Here is a 21,946-nt window from a genome sequence, read left to right on the forward strand (position 1 = left end):
GCGGCACCGCCTTCCGGGTGGCCGGGTCAGGCGCAGCCCAGCTCGCCCAGCATGCCCTCGCGCAGCCGCGTGATGATCCGCTTGATCAGCCGGGACACGTGCATCTGCGAGCAGCCGAGATGTTCGCCGATCTCCGCCTGGGTGGCTTCCTCCACGAACCTCATGTGGATGATCTGCCGGTCACGCTCGCTCAGTTCGGCCATCAGCGGGGCCAGCGACTGGAAGTCCTCCACCAGCCGCAGCCCGTCCTCCTCCATGCCGATGAAATCGGCGAGGACCGCCTCGCCGCCCTCGGGCCCGTCACCGGTGAGCGCCGCGTCCAGCGACGAGGAGTTGTAGCCGTTGGAGGCGATCTGCGCCTCGACGACCTCGTCCTCGGAGATGCTCATCAGGGTGGCGAGTTCCGCGACGGTCGGCTCGCGGTCCAGCCGGCTGGCGAGTTCCTCGCGCGCCTTGGCCAACTCCACGCGCAGTTCCTGCAGCCGCCGCGGCACGTGCACCGCCCACGTGGTGTCACGGAAGAACCGCTTGATCTCTCCGACGATGTACGGCAGCGCGAACGACGTGAACTCCACCTCGCGCGCGAGCTCGAAACGGTCGATGGCCTTGATGAGGCCGATCATCCCGGTCTGGACGACGTCCTCCATGTCGTCCCCGCGGCCCCGGAACCGGCCGGCCGCGAACCGCACGAGCGACATGTTCATCTCGATGAGCGTGTTGCGCGCGTACTGGTACTCGTGCGTGCCTTCGTCGAGTTCCGTCAGGCGTCGGAAGAACTGGCGGGACAGCTCTCGCGCGTCGCGCGGAGCCACGGTCTTGGGGTCCTCGACTCCTGGCAGTGGTCCGTCACCCGTCGTCCTGGTCACGGCGGTCTGCTTCACGACCTGTGCCTTCGACCGGATCACGGCGGTGTCCATTACCTCTCCCACCAAAGTCACGGCTCGACGTGTGCCTCTTCGGCCTCGGTTGTCTCGGGTCCTGCTCCGGATTTTCGCGGTTGTTCTCCGTAGCGCGTACCCGGCCAGTGACGGCGTATGCCCGCAGAGAGGCCGAGGAGGGGAAAACGGGCGGCGGCGCCCAACTCCACCGCGGTGACAACGCGGCCGAACTCGGCCCAGTCGAATGGTGAGTTGGCCGGTGCCGTGAGCCACCTCGCGCAGTGCCGTTCCCGCACCTCTTCGCGACCGGCATTCCACCCAGGGCGGAATGCCGGTCCCTTCCCCTTCGGGCCAGGGAATTTAGTCTGAAGAGGTGAGCAACCACGCGCCGAACGAAGCCCGCGTCATCCCCCTGCGGCCGCCCGCCGCCCGCCCGGGGACCGCCCGCCCAGTGTCCGAACGCCCGGCCGCGCCCCCGCCCCGCCCGGTGCCGTCGGCCCCCGCTCCCGAAGCACCCCGCGCGCCGAAGGAACCCCTCTGGCGGGACCTGGTCGGCGATGTCCTGCGACGCGAACGCCTCGCCCAGGAGCGCACGCTCAAGGACGTCGCCGACGCGGCCCGGATCTCCATGCCGTACCTCTCGGAGGTGGAACGCGGCCGCAAGGAGGCCTCCTCGGAGGTCCTCGCGGCCGCCGCCCACGCCTTGGGCCTGGGCCTCGGCGACCTGCTGTCGCTGGCGCAGGGCGAACTCACCCGCCACTCCGGCAGGAGCCGCGGCCCGTCCACCGCGCCCTACAACGGGCTCTGCCTGGCCGCCTGACCCATCGTCGTCGGCCGGCGCCTCAGACCATCACGGGGCGCCGGCTGAGCACCTCGTCGGCCAGCCCGTACGCCACCGCCTCCTCGGCGGTGAACACCTTGTCGCGGTCCATGTCGGCGCGCAGCGTCGCGATGTCGTGGTGCGTGTGCCGGGAGAGCACCTCCTCGACTTGGGAGCGGATCCGCACCATCTCCTTGGCCTGGAGGGCGAGATCGGAGACGGTGCCCCGGCTGCCGCCGGTGGCCGGCTGCCCGAGCAGCACCCGGGCGTGCTCCAGCACGATCCGCCGCCCGGGATCCCCACCGGCCAGCAGGACGGCCGCCGTGGACGCCGCCTGCCCGACACAGACCGTCGAGATCGGGGCCTGCACGAACGTCATCGTGTCGTAGATCGCCATCAGCGAAGTGAACGAGCCGCCGGGGGAGTTGATGTACAGGGCGATCTCGTTCTCCGGGGCCGACGACTCCAGATGGAGCAGTTGCGCGATGACGACATTGGCGACGCCGTCGTCGATCTCGGTGCCGAGGAAGATGATCCGCTCGGCCAGCAGCCGGCTGTAGACGTCGTACGACCGCTCGCCCTGCGGGGTCCGCTCGACGACGTTCGGAATCGTGTACGTCCCCATGTCACAGTCCCATCCGTCGCTTCGAGGCGGCCGGGCGGACGTCGGTGAGCGACTCGACGACCCGGTCCACCATGCCGTACTCCTTGGCCTCCTCGGCCGTGAACCAGCGGTCGCGGTCACCGTCCCGGGAGATGGTCTCCGGGCTCTGCCCGGTGTGCTCGGCGGTGATCCGCTCGATGCTCCGCTTCAGTTGCTCCAGGTTCTCCGCCTGGATCTCGATGTCCGCGGTGGTGCCGCCGATGCCCGCCGACGGCTGGTGCATCATGATCCGCGCGTTCGGCAGCGAGTAGCGCTTGCCGGGCGCGCCGACGCTGAGCAGGAACTGACCCATGCTGGCCGCGAAGCCCATGGCGAGGGTCGAGACGTCGTTCGGGATCAGCCGCATCGTGTCGTAGATGGCCAGACCCGCGTGGACCGAACCGCCGGGGCTGTTGATGTACAGGCTGATGTCGGTGCGCGGGTCCTCCGCGGACAGGATCAGCAGCTGGGCGCAGACACGGTTCGCGGAGACCTCGTCGACCTGGGTGCCCAGGAAGACGATGCGCTGGCCGAGCAGTTGGGCGGCGAGGTGGTCGTCGAACCGGGTCGGAGGGGTGTCACCCTCCTCCGCCCGCGGCAGCAGGGCCGGCCCCGGGCCGGCGGTGAATGGAGACATCGGCACTCCTTATGACGAGCCATGACGAGCCATGACGAGTCGTCGAGGATGTCGGGACGCGGTGCGCGTCGCCGTGATCTCCACTCTGGGCCGGGGACCGCCCCTGCCGGGGATTTCTAGGCCGGCAGCAGATTCGCTACGGGCAGAGGGGACCTGCAGGGGCAGCCGGTCCCGGTCCACGGCCTCCTCGGGCAGTTCGCCGGTGTATAGGCCGCCTGGATCAATGCGCGGCCCGACCGATGAGTTTCGCGGCGAGGATCGGTCGATACAGATGACCGAGTTCCGCGCCCCAGGAGGTATTCATGGCCACCGACGGATTCACCACGTGTCTCTGGTTCGACGACCAGGCCGAGGAGGCCGCCCACTACTACGTCTCGATCTTCAAGAACTCCAGTGTCGGGGACGTCACCCGCTACACCGAGGCCGGCCCGCGTGCCGCCGGTTCCGTGCTGACCGTCGAGTTCACGGCCAACGGCCATCGGTTCCTCGCCCTGAACGGCGGCCCGGAGTTCAAGTTCACCGAGGCGATCTCTTTCATGATCGACTGCGCGGACCAGGAAGAGGTCGACTACTACTGGACCAAGCTCACCGAGGGCGGCGGCGAGCCCGGCCCCTGCGGCTGGCTGAAGGACAAGTACGGCCTGTCCTGGCAGGTCATTCCCGACCGCCTCACGGAGCTGACCAAGGACCCGGACCCGGAGACGGCGGCCCGCGCGATCAAGGCCATGATGACGATGGGCAAGATCGACATCGCCGCCCTGGAGAAGGCGGCCGCGGGCGAGTGAGCCACACGGTGCCGGCCGCCCGCACAAGGACGGCCGACGCTACAGATCCTCGCCGATCACCCGCGTGATCTCCCGGGCGATCCGCAGGATGCCGGGGGAGCGCACCGGGCAGGGCTTCGGTGTGGACGTCGTGGGTGCCAGGCAGAAGTGCAGGTAGTCGTCGTCGAGGTGGAGGGCGGTGCGGTCGCGGTCCGGCTGGGTGCAGTAGTCGGGGTGGTCGTGCTCGTAGTCGGTGCACGGCAGGTGCTGGACCCAGGTGTAGCGGGCTCCGACGGCACTCACCGTCCGTCCCGCGTCGGCGACGAGGTCGCCCGAGGCGGCGGCCCGCTCCTCGTAGAGCGCGTTCACGCCCCGGACCCGGTCGGGAGTGATCGGGTCCGGGCCCTGCGCCACCCAGACGATCCGCGGACGCCGGTCACCGCCGGCCTTGGCGATCTGTTCCGTGAGCCGCCGGGCGTCGGCGGCGTACCGCTTGAAGTACACGGTGGGCGAATCGGCGTGGGTGATGCCGTCCATGCACCACGTGAAGTCCCACGCGTTGCCCCAGAACTGCAGGACCACGTAGTCCGGGTGCAGCGACCGCACCAATGCGGCCGCCTTGTCCCGGTCCGGTACGAGCGACTTCTCCCCGGTGCCCTCCAGGTAGTCGCACAACGTGGTGCCCGAATAGGGGGCGCTGGTGTACCGCGCCCGCAGGTCGCGGCGCAGCTCCTCGCCGAGCACCCGCTGGTTCTCCATCGCCAGCGAATCGCCGAGGTACAGCACGGTGGGTGCCTTCGCCGGCGCACCGGGCGCCTTCGCCGATGCCCGCGCAGACGCGGCCGGCCGCCGGTGCTCGGTGGTGGCCGACGAGGCCGGTACGTCGGGGGAGGGCGGCGCGCCCTCCGGACCGGACGAGGGATCCCCGCACGCGCCGAGCAGTACACCGACCAGCAGCACGCCCACGATCCACGCTCTCCGCATGCGACCACTCCCGCCCCGGCCCCGAAACGGTTCCCCAGGCAAGCACAGCCGGACACCAGGGGGAAGACACGCGTCGGCCACAGCGGACCCGCGCGCCGCTCACACGCGCTCCGCTCGTCGCGAAGGACGTCCGGCCGCCTCATGAGCCGCGGCCGTGACCCTTGCGAGGCGAGCCGCTTCAGCCCAGGTCGTCGACCAGCACCGCGGCCCCGTCGAAGCGGCCGGCCTTGAGGTCCATGAGAGCTTCGTCGGCGCGGGTCAGCGGATAGGTGTGCGTGGTGGCGCGCACACCGTACCGGGCGGCGAGGGTCAGGAACTCGCGGCCGTCCTGACGTGTGCTGGAGGTGACGCTGCGCAGCTCCTTCTCGTAGAACAGCTCGCTCTCGTAGCGCAGCGGCGGGACATCGCTGAGATGGATACCGGCGACCGCCAGGATCCCGCCCCGGTCCAGGGCCCGCAGCGCGACCGGGACCAGCTCGCCCGCCGGCGCGAACAGGATCGCGCTGTCCAGCGGCTCGGGCGGCGGGGTGTACGGGTCCTGCGCGGAGGCGGCCCCCAGGGCGAGCGCCAGCCGCCGGGAGTCGGCGCCGCGCGTCATGACGTGCACGGTGGCGCCCTCGGCCAGCGCGACCTGCGCACACAGGTGGGCGCTGCCGCCGAAGCCGTACAGACCGAGCCGTCCGCCCGGCGGCAGCGCGGCCCGCCGCAGCGCGCGGTGGCCGATGATGCCCGCGCACAGCAGCGGCGCGGCGGTCACGTCGTCGAGGCCGTCGGGCAGCCGGTGGGCGAACGCGGCCGGGACGGTCGTGTACTGGGCGTAGCCGCCGTCGGCGTCCCAGCCCGTGTACCGGGAGGCCGGACACAGGTTCTCGGCCCCGCGCCGGCAGTAGACGCACGTGCCGTCGGTGCGGCGCAGCCACGCCACGCCCACCCGGTCGCCGGGCGCGAAGCCGCGCACCGCCGCCCCGAGGCCCGCCACCTCCCCGACCACCTCGTGCCCGGGCGTCACCCCCGGCCGGTGCACCGGCAGGTCGCCCTCGGCGACGTGCAGATCCGTACGGCACACCCCGCAGGCGCGCACCCGCAGCAGCAGCTCGTCGTCCCCGGGTGACGGCACCGGCTTCCGGACGAGCCGGAGGGAGCCCTCCTCGACCGGCCCCGGCGCCACCATGGACCACGCGCGCATCATCCTGTCCGCCATACCGCACCCCGTCCCGGCGAAGATCCTGCCGGTCATCCCTCCGAAAGCCGACCTCTCTGTCCAGTCTGAAACGGACCGGACCATTCGACGCGCGGGTGGGCGTATCGGTGGCTAGCGTGAGGAAACGGACCATCCATCGATTCGGAGAGGGCCGCAGCCATGGCCGTACAACCTGAGGGAACCCCCTGTTGGGCCGACGCGATGTTCACGGACGTGGAGGGAGCCAAGAGCTTCTACGGCGACGTCCTCGGCTGGACCTTCGGCGAGGCGTCGTCGGAGTACGGCAACTACACGCAGGCCTACTCGGACGGCAAGGCCGTCGCCGCCGTCGTACCGCCGATGCCCGGCCAGGAGGGGCAGTCGCAGTGGTGCCTGTACTTCGCTTCCCCGGACGCCGCGGCCACCGCCCGCAAGATCCGGGACAACGGCGGCGAGGTCGTGATGGAGCCGATGCAGGTCGGCGACTTCGGCACCATGTGCCTGGGCCGCGACCCCAGCGGCGTCGTCTTCGGCGTGTGGCAGGCGGGCAAGCACGAGGGGTTCGAGGCGCCGCCCGAGCAGCCCGGCGCGTTCTGCTGGGCCGAGGTCTTCACCCGTGAGCCCGAGAAGTCGGACGCGTTCTTCCCGGCCGTCTTCCCGTACCGCGCGAAGCAGATGCAGGACGACGCGGTCGACTTCCGCCTGTTCGACGTCGGCGACAACACGGTCCTCGGCCGCATGAAGATGACGGACGAGTTCCCGCCCGAGGTGCCGCCGTACATCAACGTCTACTTCACCGTCGACAACTGCGACGAGGCCGTCGCCCGGGCCACCAAGCTCGGCGGCGTCCTCAGGTTCGGACCGATGAACACCCCGTTCGGCCGGTTCGCCGCCCTCAGCGACCCGCAGGGCGCGAGTTTCTCGGTGATCGACGTCACGACGACCGAGGGCGAGATGCCGCAGGTCACCGAGGTGTCCTGACAGCTGTGGCCGAGTGCCTCGTCCGGCCGTGGCATGATCGGGTCCATGCGTGAACGTGTGGTGGCCGCGTGCGACGGCGCTTCGAAGGGAAACCCCGGACCGGCCGGCTGGGCCTGGGTCGTCGCCGACGAGTCGGAGACCCCGGCCCGCTGGGAGGCGGGTCCGCTCGGCACAGCCACCAACAACGTGGCGGAACTGACCGCGCTGGAACGCCTGTTGGCGGCGACCGACCCGGACGTGCCGCTGGAGGTCCGGATGGACTCCCAGTACGCCATGAAGGCCGTCACCACCTGGCTGCCCGGCTGGAAGCGCAACGGCTGGAAGACGTCCGCCGGCAAACCGGTCGCCAACCAGGACCTGGTCGTGCGCATCGACGAACTGCTCGACGGCCGCTCGGTCGAGTTCCGCTACGTGCCCGCCCATCAGGTCGACGGCGACAAACTCAACGACTTCGCCGACCGGGCCGCCAGCCAGGCGGCGACCGTCCAGGAGCCCGCGGGCAGCGGCCTCGGTTCGCCGGAGCCGCCGCCCGCACCGGACGTACCGGCTCGTGCACCGCGCAAGCGGTCCAGCGGGGGCAAGGCGGCGGGCGGGCGCGGCGGTTCGGCACGGACGATCAAGGCGAAGTTCCCCGGCCGCTGTCTGTGCGGACGGTCCTACGCGGCCGGCGAGCCCATCGCCAAGAACGCCCAGGGCTGGGGGCACCCGGAGTGCCGTACGGAAGCGGCCGGCCAGTAGCGGGCCGCGCCTCGGTCCTGGTGCCGTTCTGATGGACCGCGCCCGGTCAGACGACCGCGCCGCGCCAGCCGCCGGTCTCCTGGCCGCGCTCCTCGATGAACTGCTTGAAGCGCTCCAGGTCACCCTTGGTCTGCCGCTTCACGAAGCCGAGCTTGTCGCCGACGGTCTCGGTGACGCCGTCCGGATGGAAGTCCATCTGCAGCATCACCTTGGTGTGGTCGTCGTCGAGGCGGTGGAAAGTGACCACACCCGCCTGCCGGGCCTCCCCGGAGACCGTCGTCCACGCGACCCGCTCGTCCGGGATCTGCTCCGTGATCTCCGCGTCGAACTCCCTGTGCACCCCGTTGACGCTGGTCACCCAGTGCGTGAGCGTGTCGGAGCGCTGCTCGATGCGCTCCACCCCGTTCATGAACTCCGGGAACGTCTCGAACTGCGTCCACTGGTTGTACGCGGTGTGCACCGGAACGCCGACCTCGATGGATTCCTCGACCTTCGACACGGGTCGCTCCCTTCTTCGTCGTCATGGGACTCATCGGGTGCTGTCCGGCGCGGGTACCGCGTGACCTGTGGAGCAAACCGTCGGCCGGCGTCCGTCAGTCGGTGCCGAAGGCGTACTCGGGACGCCCTAACGGAACAACCGGTCCAGGAAGGCGTTTCCGTAGACCCCGTGCGGGTCGAGCCGGTCCAGGACCCCGGCCGCCTCCCCCCACACGCTCTCTCCGTACGAGGCGGGCACGGCCGTGCCCAGCACCTCCTCGTCGCTCCACACCTCCTGCTCTGTGTACGCCCAGCCCTTGGACCACTCGACGCGGGTGAGGGCATGCCCGCCGTCGTACGCGCGCAGCAGGAATCGCTCGAGTTCGCGCAGGAAGGTTTCCGCGTACGGCGTGTCCGGCAGTGTCAGGACGTTCAGCCAGACGACCGTGTCCCACTCGGGGTGTTCACGGCTCGGCCGCAGCGCCGACAGCAGCGGGACGCGGGCGCCGTCCACTTCGGCATGGGCGGGGTCGTCGAGGCCGGTCGCCCGGATCTCCACCGAGCCGTTCACCGGGAAGCGGCCCAGCGCCGCGTACACCGTCAGCCGCTCCCGGTAGAAGGAGGTGAACTCGGCGACGACACGCTGCACTTGGTCCCGGGTGGTGAGGACGGCGTACCCGTTCGTGGTGACCTTGAGGGTGGTGGGCTTCAAGTAGAGCAGGGTGTTCTTGGAGGGCCCCCAGATGTCGGCGGACAGCGTCGCCGCGAGCCCGAGCGTGGCCGCCTCGTACTGTGCGGTGCCCAGCACCGGCGCCAGGTACCAGGCCGCGCCCGAGATCATCCGCCCGGCCAGGTCCGCCACCGGGGTCGGGACGTTGTCGGAGAACGGGTAGTTGTACGGCGACGTCACCCGCCGTGAGGTGAGCGGCCGCGTGGACGCCACGCTCCACACCTTCAGCCAGGGAAACTCCGTGAAGGCGAACCAGATCGCCTCCACGCGCCCGGACCGCTCCAGGAAGCTCGTGAACGTCCGCCCGTCACCGCCGGGCGCCGCGAAGAGCTCGCCGGCCGGAATGTCCGTACGGCTCACGCACCGAAGATTCGTGTTGGCACCCACCCGCAGCACGACCTCGGTGACCAGGGCACGGCCGAGGTGGGTGAGGAGCGCGGCGCAGTCCGCCTCGTCGCGGCGGTAGGTCCGCAGCACGTAGGCGCCGCTGTCCTCGTCCCAGACGACCGCCCTCAGCGACAGCACGAGATTGCTGAGCGAGCCGTACGTGTGCCCGGACAGTCGCTGTTCGCCCCGCGCCGGTACGGCCGTGCCGTGCGCGTCGACGGCCAGCGCACCGCCCAGGGTGAGGTTGCCGGGAGCGGGTGCGGCGGTGACGCCGAGGCCGCGCTCCTCGAGGTAGGTGAGCAGCGTCTCCAGGGTGACGCCGGTGCCGGCGCGGACGGAGGAGGCGGACTCCAGGGCCACGCCGGTGAGGTGGGAGGCGGTGTCGACGAGGAGGACGCGTGCGTCCGACGGTGTCCCCTCCGTGAGCGTGAGCGGCGACCAGCCGTGCGAGGAGCCTCGGGGACGTACCCTCCACCCCTGCCGCCAGGCCCAGTTGACGACGGCGACCACCTGGTCGGGCCCCGTCGGCGCACAGGCCCACAGCCCGTCGGCGGTGATCTCGCCGACCCAGTTCCGGTACGCCGAGCGGTACAGGGCGACGCCCGCCGGGAAGTCCGGCAGTTCCTCGGCCGCCTCGGCCGGATCCGCCGCCACCAGGACGGGGACGGCGGCCAGGGCGGCGGCGGAACGGAGGAAGCCGCGACGGGTCCAGGAAGGGTCCCCCTGCGGGAGGTTGCATGCTGAACGATCGGTCACGGGCCCACGCTAGGCGCCGATTGACACGTGCATGCCTTTCAGCGCGCCTTGTCACTCGTGTGAGTGAATGATGTTTGGGCGACCGACCGGATCGGCCGGTTCCGTGCGGGCGTGTGACGGATGACAGACTGACGCCATGGACGAGCGCACATTCGGTAGGTCGCAACAGCACGCATCCGTCGTCGGTCTCGGCACCTGGCAACTGGGCGCCGACTGGGGAGACGTCGACGACAAGGAAGCCCTGGCGGTGCTGGAGGCGGCGGCCGAGTCGGGAGTCACCTTCTTCGACACGGCCGACGTGTACGGCGACGGGCGCAGCGAACAGACCATCGCCACGTTCCTGCGCGGCAGGCCCGACCTGCATGTGCTGGTCGCGACGAAGATGGGCCGCCGGGTCGACCAGGTCCCGGAGAACTACGTGCTGGACAACTTCCGGGCCTGGAACGACCGTTCACGGCGCAACCTCGGCGTCGACCGCGTCGACCTCGTCCAGCTGCACTGCCCGCCGACGCCGGTGTACTCCACGGACGAGGTGTTCGACGCCCTGGACACCCTGGTCGAGGAGGAGCGCATCGCCGCGTACGGCGTCAGTGTGGAGACCTGCCAGGAGGCGCTGACCGCGATCGCCCGGCCGGGCGTGGCGAGCGTGCAGATCATCCTCAACCCGTTCCGCATGAAGCCCCTGCGCGAGGTGCTCCCCGCGGCCCGGGAAGCCGGCGTCGGCATCATCGCCCGCGTTCCACTGGCCTCGGGCCTGCTGTCGGGCAAGTACACCAAGGACACGGTCTTCCCTGAGAACGACCACCGCACCTACAACCGGCACGGCGAGTCCTTCGACGTGGGCGAGACCTTCTCCGGCGTGGACTACACGACGGGCGTCGAGGCCGCCGCCGAGTTCGCCGCGCTCGCCCCCGAGGGGTACACCCCGGCCCAGCTGGCCCTGCGCTGGATCATCCAGCAGCCGGGCGTGACCACCGTGATCCCGGGCGCCCGCTCGCCCGAGCAGGCCCGCGCCAATGCGGCCGCCGCCAAGCTGCCGGAGCTGTCGGAGGCGACGCTCACCGCGATCGGCGACCTGTACGACCGGCGGATCAAGGACCAGGTGGAAGGCCGCTGGTAGGTCCCGGCCCGGCGCGGCAGGTCCCGGCCCGGCGCCTCGATGTCGCTCACGGCGCCAGGAGCAGCTGCCTCTCCTGCTCCTGGTCGCCCGAGGCGGAGCCCTGGTCGTGCAGGGGGAAGGCGCGGGACAGCATGTCGCTCGCCGCTTCCACGGCGTTCGGGGTGCCCTGCACAGTGACGGTCACCGGGGCGGACAGGTGACCGAGGTGGCCCTGTGGAGTCCCGGCGGGCCGGTCGGCGGTGCCGTCGGCGAACGTGGCCGTGTGGACGGTGGCGTGCTCGTCGGCGGGCAGTTCGTCCGCGGGGCCGAAGGCGGGCTCCAGGGCCCGGACGACCTTCTGCGCGTCGGAAGGGCTGCCGCCGCTGAGTGTGACAGTGAGTTCGGGGCCGGACATGGTCAACGGGACTCCTCGGATGGTCGACGCCGTACGTCTCGCGCTCCGTGTAACCGCCCGCCGATCGCTGAAACGGCCGCGCCCCTGCCACCGCCCACGCCGTCGGCACCTCAGATGCGACCGCCGGTGAGCCGCGTGACCGGCCCGAGGGTGTGGCGCTCCGCACGGCGTCCCGCGGCGTAGGACGCCGCTCCGAGCGCGGTCAGGCCCGCTCCGACGCCCGCGGCGACGAGCTTGCGATGGCTGAGCACCGTCCAGGCCGTCTTCGCGCCGGCCGCGACCTGACCCGACGCCGACACGATCGCCTGACGGCCCGCTTCGACGCTCTTGGCCGCCGTGTGCGCGGCCGCGCTCGTCGACTCCGCGGCCCGCTGCGCACCGGACGTCGCCGTCGACGCCGCGTCGTCCGTCTTCGTGGCGGCGGCGCGCGCGGTCTTCGCCGCGGGGGCCGTCGCCTTGTCCGTGCTTGGCCGCGCCTTGGAGGCGGCGGTAGAGGCGGCTGCTGTCTTCTTGTTCGTTTCCTTGTCCGATTCCGTCATGGGATCCGGTTTGCCGCTCGGCCGCGTCGCAAACACGTTGCGTCACATGCTGTGGCCATCGACGTCACGACATGACCATTCCGCGCGAAGCAGGGAATACGTGCAGAGAGGGAAGACGGGCTCAGCCGGGCAGGAGGAAGTGTGTCGGGCACCGGAAGCGGAGCAGAGGCGGAATACACGGGGCGCCACGAGACCGAGGAGGAGAGAGCCGACCGAAAGTGGGGAGAGCTCATCCAGGAGGTCAGGGTCGCGCAGACGGGCGTGCAGATCCTGTTCGGCTTCCTGCTGACCGTCGTGTTCACGCCCAAGTACGAGGACCTGCCGCACACGGACCAGGTCATCTACATCGTGACGGTCGTGCTGGGGGCCGCCGCCACCGGCGCGCTGATCGGCCCGGTGTCCCTGCACCGCCTGGTGGTGGGGCGGCGGGTGAAACCACAGGCCGTCGAGTGGGCCTCCCGGTTGACCTTCGTCGGCCTGGTGCTGCTGCTCGCCACCATGACGGCCGCACTCCTGCTGATCCTCAGGGTCGCGACCGATGACACGTACGTGCCATGGATGGTCGGGGGAGTGGTCGTCTGGTATCTGCTGTGCTGGTTCGTCGTCCCGATGCTGACGCGGCGCCGCCATACGTCGAAGAAGTGACGGCGAGGGCGCCGAAGGGCCGGTCGTGTCAGCCCCCGGCGATGACGTCCGCGAGGAAGTCGTCGATCCGGACCTCCTCCCGCCCGGGCGGGACGACCTCGCGGGTCTCCCGCAGGAAGGCCGCGAGCGCCGGCGCCCAGGCGAACACCACGGCACACTGGCGGCCCCCGTCCGGGCGGGCGTCGCCGAGGAGCTCCATGCGCAGCTCCTGCCACACGCCCGTCGACACGGGACGCAGCCGCACGTCTCCCAGCCCCACCGGGCCCTGAAGCCCGTCGCTGAGCATCTCCCGGTCCAGCCGCCACCGCGCGAGCACCCGGCCGTCGTGGCTGAACACCGCGGTGACGGCGAACGGGTCCGCCGCGTCGTAGCTCAGGTGGGCGAGCACCGGAAAGCGGTCCGTGGTGCCCGCCTGGAGCTGCACGACCAGGGACTTGTGCACGAACGAGTTCACGAGAGGGCCTCCGGGGAGAACAGTCGTAGAGCCCTCTAGTACCCGCGTCGTGCACAAGATGCTCAGCCCTCCGGGTGATTCCCCCGCGCCCCGCGCAGCGACGTGATGCACGTGGCGATGGCCTGCTGGAGTTCCTCCAGGCGCTGGACCATGTCGTCCTCGTAGAACTCCTGGGCGTCGTCGAAGGTGAGTTCCTCGAAGACCTTGGTGGCCTTCTGCAGGCTGCTGTAGAACTTCGTCCGCCGTTCCTGGACACGCAGTTCGGGATCGGCCTCCACCGCCTCGACGACGAGCGACTTCATGGTGTCGTAGGCCTCGGTGGCCCACTCGCCGGTGTCCTCGTCCTGCTCCAGCTCGTCCAGCAGCGACAGATGCCGCTCCGCCTCCTGACGGAGGTCCACGGGCGCCTCGATGGTCTGCCCGGCCGGCGTCTTGATCTGGCCCGACTCGGCGATCTGCCGCACGTATCCGATCCGGTCGGCAGCCCGGCTCTCACTGGCGACGGCCTTCTTCAGGTCGTCGGTGCGTACGACGTCACGCGCCAACTCGGCCTGGAGTTCCGGGTCTTCCTTCAGCCGGTCGAGCAGCGCGCCGCGCGCGGCCCGCGCGGTGGAGGGGTCGGCGAGGATCGCGGCGCGCAGCGCGGTGGGGTTCTCGGCGACCTCCAGCGCCTTGGTCGGCCGGATGCCCTCGGCCTCGGCGGCCTCGGCGATGGCCGTGCCGCGCTCGGAGGTGGCGCTGTTGCGGGAGACGTAGTAGCTGAGCCATACGTCCGCGTCCGGCAGCTCCACCTCCTGACCCGGCGTCAGCGCCTCGAAGAGCGGGACGAGACCGTCGTCGGCGGCCCGGTCCCAGGCCTTGTAGTAGCGCATGACGCGCTCGGGCGAGCATCCGGCGAGTTCGGCGAACTCCTTCGCCGACACCTTCGGCGTCTCGTCCGCGCTCTGGCCGCCGGGCCGCACGCTGCGCGCCACCATCAGGCCGAAGGCCCATCCTCCGGTCCGTGCGTAGACCCCGAACTCGCGCGCGTCCCGCGCCACGAGGTCGGACAGGGGCACGGGGGACGTCTCGGACGGGACGATCGACAAAGTCACGGGTGTTTCTCCTGGGCAGGCTGGTCGGACCGCACAATGTGCAGGTCGGAAGCCTATTGCACCCGCTCGCGGTGCGGGGACCGTACGTGCCGCTCAGTCGAGGGCGTCGTGCAGCGCGGGCAGCAGCGTCTTCGCCGCCCAGTCGAGATACGCCGGCTGCGACTCCCCGCCGATCTGCACCAGGGCGATCTCGGTGAAACCGGCCTCGGCGTACGGCCGTACGGCTTCCACGAAGTCTTCCGGCTCGTCGCCGCAGGGAATCGCGTCGGCGACGTCGTCGGGCGTGACGAACTGCGTGGCCGCTTCGAAGGCGTCCGGGTGCGGCAGCTCGGAGTTGACCTTCCAGCCGCTTCCGAACCAGCGGAACTGCGCGTGGGCGCGCTTGATGGCGGCGTCGCGGTCGGGGTCGTAGCAGACGGGCAGCTGGCCCACGCGCGGCTTGCCCTCACCGCCGTGCCGGTCGAAGGTGTCGAGCAGCCCCGACTTCGGCTCGGTGGCGATGACCAGGTCGGCCAAGCGGCCCGCGAGGGTGCAGGACTGCTCGCCGGAGACCGCGATGCCGATCGGCGGCGGCTGGTCGGGGAGGTCCCACAGCCGGGCCGACTCGACGTCGAAGTGCGGACCGCGGTGGTTCACATGGCCGCCCCGGAAGAGCGCCCGGATGATCTCCACCGCCTCTTCGAGCATCTCGTGCCGCACGTCCACGGACGGCCAACCGCCGCCCACCACATGCTCGTTGAGGTTCTCGCCCGAGCCGAGCCCCAGCCGGAACCGGCCTTCCGACAGCAGCTGCATCGTCGCCGCCTTCTGCGCCACGACCGCCGGGTGGTAGCGGACGGTGGGACACGTCACGTACGTCATCAGCGGGATGCGCGAGGTCGCCTGGGCGGCCGCGCCCAGCACACTCCACGCGTACGGCGAGTGACCCTGTGAGCGCAGCCACGGAAAGTAGTGGTCCGAGGTCACCGAGAAGTCGTAGCCCGCCTCCTCGGCCCGTACCAGATGGTCGACGAGCTCACGGGGGCCGGCCTGCTCGGTCATCATCGTGTATCCGATTTGCACCATAAGGGCTGAGTCCCCGGTCGGCGGAAGCGAAAACAGGCTGTCCGCGGCCCGGAAAACTCCTCGATCCCCCCTCGATAACCACTCGATCGGCCCCCGGTCGCCGGGAGAGGATGCGGGCATGAGCGATCGCACGTTGCCCCGGAGCACCCCCGCCGCACAAGGCGTCGACGCGTCGGGCGTCCACGCGTTCCTCGACGCCCTCGAAGCCGACCCGGAGATCGAGCCGCACAGCCTGATGATCCTGCGGCACGGTCGTGTCGTGGCGTCCGGGTGGTGGGCGCCGTACACCCCGGAACGCCCGCATCTGCTGTACTCGCTCAGCAAGAGCTTCACGGCGACGGCCGCGGGTCTCGCCGTCGCCGAGGGACTGATCCGGCTGGACGACCCGGTGATCTCGTACTTCCCGGAGTTCGAGGCCGACATCACCGACCGGCGCAGCCGCGCGATGCGCGTACGGCATGTGGCGTCGATGGCCAGCGGACACGACGCCGAGACGTTCGATCGCGCCCACGCGATCGACCCCGAGGAACTGGTGCGCGGCTTCCTGCTGCTGCCGCCCGAGCGGGAGCCGGGAAGCGTCTTCGCGTACAACCAGCCCGCCACGTACACGCTCGCCACCATCCTCCAGCGCGTCACCGGCCAGTCGCTGACCGGCTATCTGCGGCCCCGGCTGCTGGATCCGCTCGGGATCGGCGAGGTCGCGTGGATACGGGACGGGGCCGAGCGTGAACTGGGCTTCAGCGGGCTGCACGCCTCGACCGACGCCATCGCCCGGCTCGGGCTGCTCCATCTGCAGGACGGGGTGTGGGAGGGCGAGCGGCTGCTGCCCGAGGGATGGGTCACCGAGGCCACGCGGGCGCTTGTGGCGAACGCCGACGGGACCCCCGAGGGTGCGCTGTCGGACTGGCAGCAGGGCTACGGCTTCCAGTTCTGGAGGTCCCGGCACGGTTACCGCGGCGACGGGGCGTACGGCCAGTTCTGCCTGGTGCTGCCCGAGCACGAGGCGGTGATCGCCATGACCGCGGCCACCAAGGAGATGCAGGAGGTGCTGAACCTGGTCTGGGAGCATCTGCTGCCGGCGTTCGGCCCAGGTCCGCTGCCCGGCGGGCAGGACGCCGACACGGCCCTGGGCGAGCGGCTGGCGCGGCTCGCGCTGCCACCGGCCGCGGGCAAGGCGGCCCCGCCGGAGCGGGCGGAGGCGTGGTCGGGGGCGGAGTTCATGCCGTACGGCGGTGCCTGCGCGGACCAGCCGACGCTGACCGCGGTCGGGGTCGGCGCGGACGCCGACGGCTGGAGTCTGACGCTCACCGAGGACGGTCACCGGCTCGCCCTGCGGCTCGGCGGGGACGGCTGGACCGTCCAGGACGACGGCCCGGTCCCGACGGCCGTGAGCGGGGGATGGACCGACGCCCACACCCTCGTCGCCGACGTTGCCTTCCTCGAGACACCACACCACTTGGTGGTGACGTGCTCGCTCGCGGACCGGACGTTCATGGCGCGCTGGCGCACCGAGCCGCTGCACGGAGGGCCGCTGCACGCGATGCGGGCTCCCCGTGGCTCAGTCTGAGGCCTGCCGGAACGTGCTCAGGAAGGTGTCCAGCGCCTCCTGGTTCGCGGCATCGTTCCAGTCCTGCGCCGGGGTCGCCCAGCGCAGCGAGAAGCTGCGGCCCTCCCCGATGAGGAAGCCCCGGCCGAAGGTGCGCAGGCGGGTGCCGTTGACGTCGGCGAGCCACTCCATGTCGGCGGCCTCGCGTCCCTGATAGGTCGTCGCGCGGATGTCCCCGATCCGCCGGTAGTCGCCCGACTCCTCCTTCAGACCCGGCTCGACGTCGTCGCGCCAGACGGCGACGGGGTCCGGGCCCACGCGTGCGCTGTAGGTGACGGCCAGAGCGCGTGGGTCGTCCTCCGCACTGAAGACGACCCGGTACGCCAGATCGGACGCGCGCGTCGTACGCAGCGGCTTCCAGCCCTCGGGGAGGGCGACGGAGAAGCCCTCCGGGGAGTGGTAGATGCGGAACCCGGGGGGCAGCGGCGTGCCTGTGGGGGACGCCGTGGGTGTGGGGGTGGGTGTGGGGGTGGGTGTGGGGGTCGGAGTCGGCGTAGGGGTGGGGGTGGGCGTCGGTGTCGCCGGCGGCCGGGAGGGCTGCTGTCCGTCGGTGCCGTCGTCGGGCACGGAGGCGGAGACGGACGGTTGGGGCGGTGCTTCGCCGGCGGAGGTGCCGGTGCCCGGAAGCTGCCGGGTCACGGCCAGGACGGAGACGGCGACCGTGACGACGGCCAGGGCGGTGCCGGCGACCATGGTGCGCCTGCTCCATCCCGGGCCCGCGCCGTACACACCACGCAGCCGGGGCCGGCCCCCCACCAGGGGAGTGGCCGCGTCGGGGTCCTCGGTAAGGACACGTGTAAGCGCCTCGCGGACCACCGGGCGGGTCAGCCGTTCCGTGGAGTTCTTGCGGAGCAGCCCCTGCAAGGTCTGGGTGAGCGGGCCGGCGCGCACCGGTGTGCGCAGCGGAAGCCGGTCCACTCCCTTCAGGGTGGTCTCGGGCCGGTCACGGTCGCGGAAGGGCGGGCGGCCCTCCACCATCGTGTACAGGATCGCGCCGAGCGCCCACAGGTCGGCGGCCGGCCCGATGCGCTCGTCACGGGCCTGTTCGGGGGAGGCGTAGGAGGGCGCCGTGACCCGGGGTACGAGGGTCGCGCCGGCCAGCCCGAAGCCGGTGACCACGACGGAGCCGCCCTCCTGCACGAACACCTGGCCCGGACTGAGCTCTCCGTGCGTGATGCCCTCGCCGTGCGCCGCCTCCAGCACGTCGAGCAGCTCCAGGCCGACGCGGGCCGCCCGTACGTAGTTGAACGTGCCCTGCCGGGCGATGAGTTCGCCCAGCGGGATACCGTCGATGCACTCGGTGACGGTCCACAGGGTGCCGTGGTCCTCGACGGCGTCGACGACCACGGCGACCCGGCCGGGGCACAGCAGCCCCATGGTCTCCGACATCCGGATGACCCCGGCGGTGGCCCGTCGGGAGCTCTCCGCGTCCAGGCCGACCGGGAGCCCGATCTGGGTGAGCAGGCAGGGGCGTTCGACCTGGATGTCCTCGCCGTACCAGCAGATGCGGTTCGTTTCGCGGTGGAGGACCTCCACGAGCCGGTACCTGCCGGCGACCAACTCGTGTGTGGAGACGTGCGCCTTGACCATGGTCATCCCTCGCTGAACCCCTGGCTCTCACCTTTCACAGTGGTACGGCGGCCGCGGCGGGGTGCGTTCAATGAATTCTCAACTGAAAGGCGTCTCTTTTCTTCTGTTCGCTTGCTATACGAGAAGTCAGTAAGAACTGTTCACCGAATGACCGGAGTTGACGCGTCTCAGCGCAGTCCGAATTTCTCGGACCAGGCCATGACATCACCGGTCGTCGCGTTGCCCCCGCAGACCACGAGTCCCAGCCGGGCCCCGTCACCGACCCGCTCCAGGACCCGCCGGGCCGCCGGAAGCAGACAGCCGGCGGCCGGTTCGGCCCACACCTTGGCGTGGTCGGCGAGATCGAGGGACCCCTGCACGGCCTCCCGGTCGGAGACCACGAGCACCTCGGTGACCAGGGCGGACACATGGTCGTACGTCAGCTGCGACACGGACGGCGCGCTGAGCGTGGAGACGATCGACGACAGCGCGACCGGCACCGGGCCGCCCGCCGCCAGCGCCCGGGACATCGCCTCGGCGCCCTCGGTCTCCACGCCCCAGACCCGCAGGCCCGGTCGGCGGGCGAGCAGGGCCGCCGCGACACCGGCGATCAGCCCGCCGCCTCCGACACTGACGAGCACGTCGGTGAGGTCACCGGCGTCCTCGGCGAACTCCAGTCCGACCGTGCCCTGCCCGGCGATCACCACTGTGTCGTCGAAGGGATGGACCAGGGTCAGTCCCTCGTCCCGCAGCCGCGTCACCAGCGCGAACGCGCCGTCCATGTCGTCGGTCAGCCGCACCGACGCCCCGGCGGCCCCGGCGATCTCCACGGCCCGGGCGGGCGCCGAGCGCGGCATGACGACCGTCGCCTTCACGTCGAGGGCCGCGGCCATGACCGCGAGGGCGATCCCGTGGTTGCCACCACTGACCGCCACCACCCCGGCGGCCCGTCCCGCCTCACCGAGCGACAGCAGCTTGGCCGTCGCCCCGCGCGCCTTGAACGAGCCGGTGCGCTGGAGCAGTTCCAGCTTCGCCGTGACCGGGGCACCTAGCAACGCGGACAGGCCGGGGCTCGGTACGGTTGGCGTGCGCACGACGTGTCCGGCGATCCGCTCGGCCGCGTTCTCGATGTCCGTGATCCCGATCAAGACAGTCACCCTTCCGGCACGGGACGGAGATCCGTGCCGTCTCGCACCCTGACGCGCGGTGCGGCGAAGGTCAACACGGCCTCAGGGGGTTGCTGCGCAGCCCCGGCCCAAGAGCCGGGGCGTGGTCTGTTGTCGATCAGGACGCGGACGGAGCCGAAACGGGTTGTCCGTGAGGCGCAGATCACCTCACGTAGGTGCTCAGTGCTGCTGTGCCTTCTGCGGCGTGGCCTCACTGGGCCGTACGACGACGTAGCCCTGTCCCTGCAACATCAGCTGCACGGCCTCCCCGGAACCGCCGCGCAGCATCGACCCGATGGACTGCGAACGGTGCAGTGAGGTGTCCAGGCCCGCCGTCCAGCCGACGACGGCGTCCGTGTCGACGAACACCGGGTACTGCGGGGAGACCGGGATGACCAGCGGAGTGCCGTCGCACACCAGCCCCAGTTTGCCGTGCCCCGAGAAGACGCTGTTGAACAGACCGCCGCCGGTCATGCCGGCGCCCTTCACGGTCGAGATCCGGTACGACAACGAGGAATCGAAACACAGGACGTTGCGGCCGTTCACCGTGAACTCGTCGCCGGGGTCCACCTCGACGACGAAGCAGTTCTGCGCCTCGTGCGCGAACCAGGCCTCGCCCTGCCCGCGCACCGCCATCAGCGGCAGTCCCTCACCGGTGACCGCGCGTTTGAGCATGCCGCCCACGCCCTGGCCCTTGCGCTCGAACTGGAGATTGCCGCGGTAGGCGACCATCGCCCCCTGGCGGGCGAGCATCTCGCCGTGCACCGCGTACCGGATGCACTTGGAGTTCTCGACCGTCATGCCCGGCGCTGTGGCCGGCTGCACCATGTGCTCGCTGGAAAACAGGTCACCCTTCATGGAGGCATCCTGTCCCGGAACGTCGCGCTCCGCCAAGATCGCGGGTCGAGCCGTGTCGCTGCCTCGGAAGCCTGCTCAGGCGCCGAACAGTTGGGTCCAGTACGTGCCCGCCCGACCGCCGCCCTCGAAGCCGATCCCTATGTGGGTGAAGTCAGGCTTGAGGATGTTGGCGCGGTGGCCCGGGCTGTTCATCCAGCCCTCCACCACCTCGGCGGGGGAGCGCTGGCCGCAGGCGATGTTCTCGCCGATCGAACGCCGCCCGCAGCCCGCTGCGGCCGCCCGGTCCCAGGGCTGTGAACCCTCCGGCGAGGTGTGGGAGTAGAAGGCCCGGGCCACCATGTCCGCGCTGTGCGCCTGCGCGGCCACGGTGAGCAGCGGATCCACCGCCAGCGGACGCAGCCCAGCCCGGGCGCGCTCCCGGTTGGTGAGATCGACGACGTCGGCCTGCGTCCGCGCCAGACCGGCGGGGGTGAAGGGGCTCGCCCACAGCGCCGTCCAGTACGTGTCGCCGGACGGGCCGTCACCGGCGTACGCCAGACCGGCGTGGGTGAAGACCGGGTCGTGCAGGGTGCGGCGGGCCTGGTCCGTGCGCAGGCAGTAGGCGACGAACTCCGCGGGCGTGCGTGGTCCGGAGACCAGGTGCTCGCCGATGGTGAGGTACGCGTATCCGGTGGCGGTGACACGCTGGTGGACGGAGACCCCGTCCGGGCCCTCGACGCCGAGGCGCCCCGCCGAGGCCATGGCGGAGGCGTGGGCGCGGGCCGCGGCGGTCAGACGGGAATCGAGGACGACCGGGGGTGAACCGGCCGCGGTACGAGCGGAGTTGACCAGGGCCAGGAAGCCGTCCGGATCGGGGGAGGGGAGGGGCGGGTTCGGGCTTGTCGGGCCTGTGGGGGACGTGGGGTGGGTCGGAGGCGTCGGCGTTTCGTCGACGACGTCGACCCCGAAGTCACGGGCGAGGCCCGCCAGTCCGTCGGCGTACCCCTGGCCCAGTGCTCGCAGCTTCCAGCCGTCGCCGCGCCGGTAGATCTCCGCGAGCAGCAGCACCGTCTCCTGCCGGGGCCGTGGCGGCGCGAACCGGGCCAGCGGCCGGCCGCCCGCACCGGTGACGTGGAGCGTGGGGGCGGCCAGGCGGCCCAGGGGAGTGGCGGGGTCGGCGGGGCTGACGACCACCGTGACCCGGCTCGCTCCGGAGCGCAGCCTCGGCGGGTCGACGGTCAGGGTGTCGCCGTGCAGCCGGGCGCCCGGAGCGGCCGGCTGGTTGTAGAACACGAAGTCGTCGTCGCCCCGGACCTTGCCGCCGTCGTCCGTGATGAGCGCGGACACGTCGAACGGGCCGGGGACCCGGACGGTCACGGCACCGCCGGGGAGGGGCAGATTGCCCCCGGGGACCAACTCGCTCATCGTGCCGCCCTGATGTCGTCGTACGGGACCCCTGGGGGTCGTCCGGACAACGTGCAC

General features: G+C 71.2%; 23 protein-coding genes. 7 read left to right on the forward strand and 16 right to left on the reverse strand.

The features are described 5' to 3' along the window. Window positions 1-26: 26 nt before the first annotated feature. On the reverse strand, window positions 27-917 hold the full coding sequence (locus tag Q4V64_RS51930; RefSeq protein ID WP_124445456.1) for an RNA polymerase sigma factor SigF: 891 nt from the start codon (window positions 915-917) through the stop codon (window positions 27-29). Between the two features lie 334 nt (window positions 918-1,251). Here Q4V64_RS51930 and Q4V64_RS51935 point away from each other — a divergent pair, with 334 nt between their 5' ends. Next, complete coding sequence (locus tag Q4V64_RS51935; protein ID WP_124445457.1) at window positions 1,252-1,698, forward strand: helix-turn-helix transcriptional regulator; 447 nt, start codon at window positions 1,252-1,254, stop codon at window positions 1,696-1,698. A 22-nt stretch (window positions 1,699-1,720) separates the two neighbouring features. Here Q4V64_RS51935 and Q4V64_RS51940 read toward each other — a convergent pair whose 3' ends face one another. Both Q4V64_RS51940 and Q4V64_RS51945 read right to left on the reverse strand, forming a co-directional pair. After that, window positions 1,721-2,323 (reverse strand): ATP-dependent Clp protease proteolytic subunit, encoded by a 603-nt coding sequence (locus Q4V64_RS51940; RefSeq protein ID WP_124445458.1) that lies wholly within the window; start codon window positions 2,321-2,323, stop codon window positions 1,721-1,723. A 1-nt stretch (window position 2,324) separates the two neighbouring features. Beyond that, window positions 2,325-2,978, reverse strand: a complete 654-nt coding sequence (locus Q4V64_RS51945) for an ATP-dependent Clp protease proteolytic subunit (protein ID WP_124445459.1) — start codon at window positions 2,976-2,978, stop codon at window positions 2,325-2,327. Between the two features lie 302 nt (window positions 2,979-3,280). On the opposite strand from Q4V64_RS51945, the gene Q4V64_RS51950 reads away from it, so the two are divergent. Then, on the forward strand, window positions 3,281-3,763 hold the full coding sequence (locus Q4V64_RS51950) for a VOC family protein (protein ID WP_124445460.1): 483 nt from the start codon (window positions 3,281-3,283) through the stop codon (window positions 3,761-3,763). Window positions 3,764-3,802: 39 nt separating this feature from the next. On the opposite strand, the gene Q4V64_RS51955 is transcribed toward Q4V64_RS51950, so the two are convergent. Together Q4V64_RS51955 and Q4V64_RS51960 are read right to left on the reverse strand one after the other, a co-directional pair. Then, on the reverse strand, window positions 3,803-4,726 hold the full coding sequence (locus Q4V64_RS51955; protein ID WP_124445461.1) for an SGNH/GDSL hydrolase family protein: 924 nt from the start codon (window positions 4,724-4,726) through the stop codon (window positions 3,803-3,805). A 178-nt stretch (window positions 4,727-4,904) separates the two neighbouring features. Then, window positions 4,905-5,912: a zinc-binding alcohol dehydrogenase family protein gene (locus Q4V64_RS51960; RefSeq protein ID WP_172629598.1), complete on the reverse strand. Its 1,008-nt coding sequence runs from the start codon at window positions 5,910-5,912 to the stop codon at window positions 4,905-4,907. A 174-nt stretch (window positions 5,913-6,086) separates the two neighbouring features. On the opposite strand from Q4V64_RS51960, the gene Q4V64_RS51965 reads away from it, so the two are divergent. Together Q4V64_RS51965 and Q4V64_RS51970 are read left to right on the forward strand one after the other, a co-directional pair. After that, entirely contained in the window at window positions 6,087-6,887 is an 801-nt protein-coding gene (locus Q4V64_RS51965) for a VOC family protein (protein WP_124445463.1), read from the forward strand. A 33-nt stretch (window positions 6,888-6,920) separates the two neighbouring features. Then, window positions 6,921-7,625 carry a ribonuclease H gene (locus Q4V64_RS51970; RefSeq protein ID WP_124445464.1) on the forward strand — a complete coding sequence of 235 codons (705 nt, stop codon included), beginning with the start codon at window positions 6,921-6,923 and terminating at the stop codon, window positions 7,623-7,625. A 46-nt stretch (window positions 7,626-7,671) separates the two neighbouring features. Here the strand turns inward: Q4V64_RS51970 and Q4V64_RS51975 are convergent, their stop codons facing one another. Together Q4V64_RS51975 and Q4V64_RS51980 are read right to left on the reverse strand one after the other, a co-directional pair. Beyond that, window positions 7,672-8,124, reverse strand: a complete 453-nt coding sequence (locus Q4V64_RS51975) for an SRPBCC family protein (RefSeq protein ID WP_124445465.1) — start codon at window positions 8,122-8,124, stop codon at window positions 7,672-7,674. 126 nt (window positions 8,125-8,250) lie between these two features. Beyond that, window positions 8,251-9,975 (reverse strand): cholesterol oxidase substrate-binding domain-containing protein, encoded by a 1,725-nt coding sequence (locus Q4V64_RS51980; protein WP_124445466.1) that lies wholly within the window; start codon window positions 9,973-9,975, stop codon window positions 8,251-8,253. Between the two features lie 136 nt (window positions 9,976-10,111). Here Q4V64_RS51980 and Q4V64_RS51985 point away from each other — a divergent pair, with 136 nt between their 5' ends. Beyond that, the gene (locus Q4V64_RS51985) at window positions 10,112-11,095 is read left to right on the forward strand and encodes an aldo/keto reductase (RefSeq protein ID WP_124445467.1); all 984 of its coding nucleotides are present in this window, start codon (window positions 10,112-10,114) and stop codon (window positions 11,093-11,095) included. A 46-nt stretch (window positions 11,096-11,141) separates the two neighbouring features. Here Q4V64_RS51985 and Q4V64_RS51990 read toward each other — a convergent pair whose 3' ends face one another. Beyond that, complete coding sequence (locus Q4V64_RS51990) at window positions 11,142-11,489, reverse strand: hypothetical protein (RefSeq protein ID WP_124445468.1); 348 nt, start codon at window positions 11,487-11,489, stop codon at window positions 11,142-11,144. Window positions 11,490-11,599: 110 nt separating this feature from the next. Beyond that, on the reverse strand, window positions 11,600-12,028 hold the full coding sequence (locus Q4V64_RS51995; RefSeq protein ID WP_124445469.1) for a hypothetical protein: 429 nt from the start codon (window positions 12,026-12,028) through the stop codon (window positions 11,600-11,602). A gap of 141 nt (window positions 12,029-12,169) precedes the next feature. Between Q4V64_RS51995 and Q4V64_RS52000 the strand changes: the two genes are divergently transcribed. Continuing rightward, a complete protein-coding gene (locus tag Q4V64_RS52000) occupies window positions 12,170-12,673 on the forward strand; it encodes a DUF6328 family protein (RefSeq protein WP_124445470.1) in 504 nt (167 codons plus the stop codon). A gap of 28 nt (window positions 12,674-12,701) precedes the next feature. On the opposite strand, the gene Q4V64_RS52005 is transcribed toward Q4V64_RS52000, so the two are convergent. The 3 genes from Q4V64_RS52005 to Q4V64_RS52015 form a co-directional block, all read right to left on the reverse strand. After that, a complete protein-coding gene (locus Q4V64_RS52005) occupies window positions 12,702-13,127 on the reverse strand; it encodes an SsgA family sporulation/cell division regulator (protein ID WP_124445471.1) in 426 nt (141 codons plus the stop codon). Between the two features lie 62 nt (window positions 13,128-13,189). Further along, window positions 13,190-14,221 carry a hypothetical protein gene (locus Q4V64_RS52010; protein WP_124445472.1) on the reverse strand — a complete coding sequence of 344 codons (1,032 nt, stop codon included), beginning with the start codon at window positions 14,219-14,221 and terminating at the stop codon, window positions 13,190-13,192. Window positions 14,222-14,314: 93 nt separating this feature from the next. Beyond that, window positions 14,315-15,286: an LLM class F420-dependent oxidoreductase gene (locus Q4V64_RS52015; protein ID WP_124445473.1), complete on the reverse strand. Its 972-nt coding sequence runs from the start codon at window positions 15,284-15,286 to the stop codon at window positions 14,315-14,317. Window positions 15,287-15,404: 118 nt separating this feature from the next. On the opposite strand from Q4V64_RS52015, the gene Q4V64_RS52020 reads away from it, so the two are divergent. Continuing rightward, a complete protein-coding gene (locus Q4V64_RS52020) occupies window positions 15,405-16,853 on the forward strand; it encodes a serine hydrolase domain-containing protein (protein WP_124445474.1) in 1,449 nt (482 codons plus the stop codon). Here Q4V64_RS52020 and Q4V64_RS52025 read toward each other — a convergent pair. From Q4V64_RS52025 to Q4V64_RS52040, 4 genes are all read right to left on the reverse strand, one after another. After that, window positions 16,845-18,488 (reverse strand): protein kinase, encoded by a 1,644-nt coding sequence (locus tag Q4V64_RS52025; RefSeq protein WP_303715185.1) that lies wholly within the window; start codon window positions 18,486-18,488, stop codon window positions 16,845-16,847. The two genes, Q4V64_RS52020 and Q4V64_RS52025, sit on opposite strands and share 9 nt — an antisense overlap. 161 nt (window positions 18,489-18,649) lie before the next feature. Next, window positions 18,650-19,609 (reverse strand): threonine/serine dehydratase, encoded by a 960-nt coding sequence (locus Q4V64_RS52030; protein WP_124445475.1) that lies wholly within the window; start codon window positions 19,607-19,609, stop codon window positions 18,650-18,652. 198 nt (window positions 19,610-19,807) lie between these two features. Then, the gene (locus tag Q4V64_RS52035; RefSeq protein ID WP_095756219.1) at window positions 19,808-20,485 is read right to left on the reverse strand and encodes an AIM24 family protein; all 678 of its coding nucleotides are present in this window, start codon (window positions 20,483-20,485) and stop codon (window positions 19,808-19,810) included. A 75-nt stretch (window positions 20,486-20,560) separates the two neighbouring features. Further along, window positions 20,561-21,889 (reverse strand): CAP domain-containing protein, encoded by a 1,329-nt coding sequence (locus Q4V64_RS52040; RefSeq protein WP_124445476.1) that lies wholly within the window; start codon window positions 21,887-21,889, stop codon window positions 20,561-20,563. Window positions 21,890-21,946: the final 57 nt, after the last annotated feature.

It is taken from the genome of Streptomyces sp. NL15-2K, assembly GCF_030551255.1.
Classification (GTDB): domain Bacteria; phylum Actinomycetota; class Actinomycetes; order Streptomycetales; family Streptomycetaceae; genus Streptomyces.

Bases quoted from the DNA above. Each gene is read 5' to 3' on its own strand.
- Q4V64_RS52015 (WP_124445473.1), bottom strand. From the start codon at position 15,286: ATGGTGCAAATCGGATACACGATGATGACCGAGCAGGCCGGCCCCCGT.
- Q4V64_RS51965 (WP_124445463.1), top strand. From the start codon at position 6,087: ATGGCCGTACAACCTGAGGGAACCCCCTGTTGGGCCGACGCGATGTTC.
- Q4V64_RS51990 (WP_124445468.1), bottom strand. From the start codon at position 11,489: ATGTCCGGCCCCGAACTCACTGTCACACTCAGCGGCGGCAGCCCTTCC.
- Q4V64_RS51960 (WP_172629598.1), bottom strand. From the start codon at position 5,912: ATGCGCGCGTGGTCCATGGTGGCGCCGGGGCCGGTCGAGGAGGGCTCC.
- Q4V64_RS51955 (WP_124445461.1), bottom strand. From the start codon at position 4,726: ATGCGGAGAGCGTGGATCGTGGGCGTGCTGCTGGTCGGTGTACTGCTC.
- Q4V64_RS52040 (WP_124445476.1), bottom strand. From the start codon at position 21,889: ATGAGCGAGTTGGTCCCCGGGGGCAATCTGCCCCTCCCCGGCGGTGCC.
- Q4V64_RS51985 (WP_124445467.1), top strand. From the start codon at position 10,112: ATGGACGAGCGCACATTCGGTAGGTCGCAACAGCACGCATCCGTCGTC.
- Q4V64_RS52020 (WP_124445474.1), top strand. From the start codon at position 15,405: ATGAGCGATCGCACGTTGCCCCGGAGCACCCCCGCCGCACAAGGCGTC.
- Q4V64_RS51995 (WP_124445469.1), bottom strand. From the start codon at position 12,028: ATGACGGAATCGGACAAGGAAACGAACAAGAAGACAGCAGCCGCCTCT.
- Q4V64_RS51940 (WP_124445458.1), bottom strand. From the start codon at position 2,323: ATGGGGACGTACACGATTCCGAACGTCGTCGAGCGGACCCCGCAGGGC.
- Q4V64_RS51945 (WP_124445459.1), bottom strand. From the start codon at position 2,978: ATGTCTCCATTCACCGCCGGCCCGGGGCCGGCCCTGCTGCCGCGGGCG.
- Q4V64_RS52025 (WP_303715185.1), bottom strand. From the start codon at position 18,488: ATGACCATGGTCAAGGCGCACGTCTCCACACACGAGTTGGTCGCCGGC.
- Q4V64_RS51930 (WP_124445456.1), bottom strand. From the start codon at position 917: ATGGACACCGCCGTGATCCGGTCGAAGGCACAGGTCGTGAAGCAGACC.
- Q4V64_RS51950 (WP_124445460.1), top strand. From the start codon at position 3,281: ATGGCCACCGACGGATTCACCACGTGTCTCTGGTTCGACGACCAGGCC.
- Q4V64_RS51970 (WP_124445464.1), top strand. From the start codon at position 6,921: ATGATCGGGTCCATGCGTGAACGTGTGGTGGCCGCGTGCGACGGCGCT.
- Q4V64_RS52035 (WP_095756219.1), bottom strand. From the start codon at position 20,485: ATGAAGGGTGACCTGTTTTCCAGCGAGCACATGGTGCAGCCGGCCACA.